General features: G+C 67.2%; 1 protein-coding gene. It reads left to right on the top strand.

Annotation, left to right across the window (positions count from 1 at the left end; translation table 11 throughout):
- On the top strand, positions 1-463 hold a 463-nt coding region (locus ACX4ZE_RS23090), incomplete at both ends, for a condensation domain-containing protein (RefSeq protein WP_480275569.1).

Genomic DNA, 463 nt, shown 5'->3' with positions numbered 1-463 from the left:
TGAACAACTGCGGTTGCCGACCGACCGGCCCCGGCCGCAGGTGGCGAGCTATCGCGGCGACACCGTGCCGTTGGTGATCGATGCCGAGACCCGGGCATTGGTGCGGCGGCTGGCGCGGCGGGAGGACGCGACGGTGTCGATGGTGCTGCAGGCGGGGTTGGTGGTGCTGCTGTATCACCTCGGTGCGGGGACCGACATTCCGATCGGGACACCGATCGCCGGGCGTACCGACGAGGTGTTGACCGATCTGGTCGGGTTCTTCGTCAACACCTGGGTGTTGCGGGCACGCGTCACCCCGGCGGGTTCGTTCACCGACCTGCTCGGGCAGGTACGGGAGAAGGCGCTGGCGGCCTACGCCAATCAGGACGCACCGTTCGAGTTGTTGGTCGAGCTGCTCAACCCGATCCGCTCCACGGCCCACCACCCGCTGTTCCAAGTGGCACTGGCTTTCCAGAACAACACC

It is taken from the genome of Nocardia sp. TBRC8007 (assembly GCF_056629435.1).
The sequence above is the reverse complement of the archived record's forward strand: the minus strand, read 5'-3'. Positions and strand labels throughout refer to the sequence as shown.